This is a genomic window from Bathymodiolus azoricus thioautotrophic gill symbiont (assembly GCF_001298715.1).
Classification (GTDB): Bacteria; Pseudomonadota; Gammaproteobacteria; order PS1; family Pseudothioglobaceae; genus Thiodubiliella.
This window is the reverse complement of record NZ_CDSC02000298.1, coordinates 1-2,209: the sequence shown is the minus strand read 5'-3', so window position 1 is coordinate 2,209 and position 2,209 is coordinate 1. Positions and strand designations below refer to the sequence as shown.

The following is a 2,209-nucleotide window of genomic DNA, read 5'->3' as shown; positions in this document are numbered from 1 at the left end:
GGAAGTGAACGAGGTCTTGGCATGATTTTATTGTCTTGTTAAAAACTTATTATTTTACCATATTTATATCTTTTATTTTTGAAAATGGTATAACTTTTGATAAAGGCGCACTTAGTGGATTGCCTGTGCAACGACTTTCAACCAATGTAGTGCGTCATGTTTATCAGAGAACGCGTGGAAAAATCACCATTATTGGTGTGGGCGGTGTATTTAACGCAGACGATGCTTACGAAAAAATTACCTCTGGTGCTAATTTGATTGAGATGGTGACAGGCATGATTTTTGAAGGTCCTCAGGTTATTGGTGAAATTAATCGTGGTTTGGTTAAGTTGCTTAAAAAAGATGGGTTTTCATCTATTGAAGAGGCGGTCGGCTCACGCAATCCACTTAAACAAGTATAATCAATGCTTCTTTTCTTGGGGGCAGGGCGCTCTTAACTATATTTTTTATAAATTATGAGTTCAAAATTACACCAAGTAGCATTAGATTATCATCAGGGTAAACGCCCTGGAAAATTGATCGTTTCTTCGCACAAGCCCCTAGAAACCCGTGAAGATTTATCGTTGGCTTACACACCAGGTGTGGCAGCCCCCGTTAGAGAAATTGCTAATAATCCAGCATTGGTTGATAACTATACGATTAAAAATAATCTGGTAGCAGTCATTTCAGATGGTTCTGCGGTTTTAGGTTTGGGCAATGTTGGGCCTTTGGCATCAAAACCAGTGATGGAGGGCAAGGCAGTTCTGTTTAAAAAATTTGCTGATATTGATGTGTTTGATATTGAAGTTGACACGCAAGATGTTGATGAGTTTGTGCAAACGGTAAAAAATATTGCACCTACTTTTGGTGGTATTAATTTAGAAGATATTTCTGCACCGCGCTGTTTTGAAATTGAACAACGATTAATTGAGATACTGGATATTCCAGTTTTCCATGATGACCAGCATGGCACAGCAATTATTATTGCTGCTGGGCTTTTAAATGCCTTAGAAATTCAAGGAAAAATACCAGAAAACGCTACACTAACTTGCTTGGGTGCAGGTGCAGCAGGCATTGCTACATTAGACTTATTATGTGAATTAGGCTTTCAAAAAACCAATATTTTACTGGTGGACTCCAAAGGCGTGATTAACAATCAGCGAGAAGATTTAACCAAAGAAAAGCTGGGTTATGTAAGTACAACTAACAAGCAAACTTTGGCAGATGCAATGCAAGATTGCGATGTATTTGTGGGCGTGGCATCAGCCAATTTAGTTTCTAAGGGCATGGTGAAATCAATGGCAGATAATCCGATTGTATTTGCCTTGTCAAACCCCGACCCTGAAATCTCACCTGCAGATGCTAATTCAGTGCGTGATGATTTGATTATGGCGACAGGGCGAAGCGATTACCCCAATCAAGTGAACAATGTTCTAGGTTTTCCTTTTATTTTTAGGGGTGCGCTAGATGCTAAAGCCAGCACAATTAATATTGAGATGAAAATTGCTGCTGTATATGCACTAAAAGATTTAGCAAAACTTGAAGTGCCCGCTGAAGTTCTTAAAGCTTATAATGCCGATGCAATGAGTTTTAGTAAGGGTTATATTATTCCAAAACCTTTTGATAAAAGACTGATTGATGTAGTACCAAAAGCAGTATTCAATGCGGCAGTTGCAAGTGGTGTTTCACGTCTTTGATATTCGTCTTTTCTTATTTTACGGTGTTATTTTTATAAAATATTTAACTGTTTAGAAACAACCAAACTCCTTGCATAGCTTTATAAATAATGACTTACCAAAGAAAGAGTAAAGAATTAATTTCGGAGCTTTTGATAAGGCGATTTTTAACGACTTTTCTGTCTGTCTAAATTTTTGTAAAAAAGGTCTTGTTATCTGTAGTAACTTATGGGATAATGCCTGATTGCTTTTTGGGGAGGGGTTCCCGAGTGGCCAAAGGGAACAGACTGTAAATCTGTCGGCTCCGCCTTCGAAGGTTCGAATCCTTCCCCCTCCACCAAAAAGCAGAAAAGGATTTGCGGGTATCGTATATTGGTATTACCTTGGCCTTCCAAGCCAATGAGACGAGTTCGATTCTCGTTACCCGCTCCAGGTGATAAAAGGTTGTGCTCACCTAGCTCAGTCGGTAGAGCACTTCCTTGGTAAGGAAGAGGTCGGCGGTTCAAATCCGCTGGTGAGCTCCAAATTTAGTGTAATAAATAAAAGAGGAAGAG

General features: G+C 39.1%; 2 protein-coding genes and 3 tRNA genes. All 5 read left to right on the top strand.

What is annotated here, in order from left to right; translation table 11 throughout:
- Positions 1-35: 35 nt before the first annotated feature.
- On the top strand, positions 36-401 hold the full coding sequence (locus BAZSYMA_RS05740; protein WP_277621617.1) for a dihydroorotate dehydrogenase: 366 nt from the start codon (positions 36-38) through the stop codon (positions 399-401).
- A gap of 54 nt (positions 402-455) precedes the next feature.
- Positions 456-1,676: a malic enzyme-like NAD(P)-binding protein gene (locus tag BAZSYMA_RS05735; protein WP_090716578.1), complete on the top strand. Its 1,221-nt coding sequence runs from the start codon at positions 456-458 to the stop codon at positions 1,674-1,676.
- A 234-nt stretch (positions 1,677-1,910) separates the two neighbouring features.
- Positions 1,911-1,995 (top strand) — tRNA-Tyr (locus BAZSYMA_RS05730).
- An 18-nt stretch (positions 1,996-2,013) separates the two neighbouring features.
- Positions 2,014-2,087 (top strand) — tRNA-Gly (locus tag BAZSYMA_RS05725).
- A gap of 16 nt (positions 2,088-2,103) precedes the next feature.
- Positions 2,104-2,179, top strand: a tRNA-Thr gene (locus tag BAZSYMA_RS05720).
- Positions 2,180-2,209 lie beyond the last annotated feature (30 nt).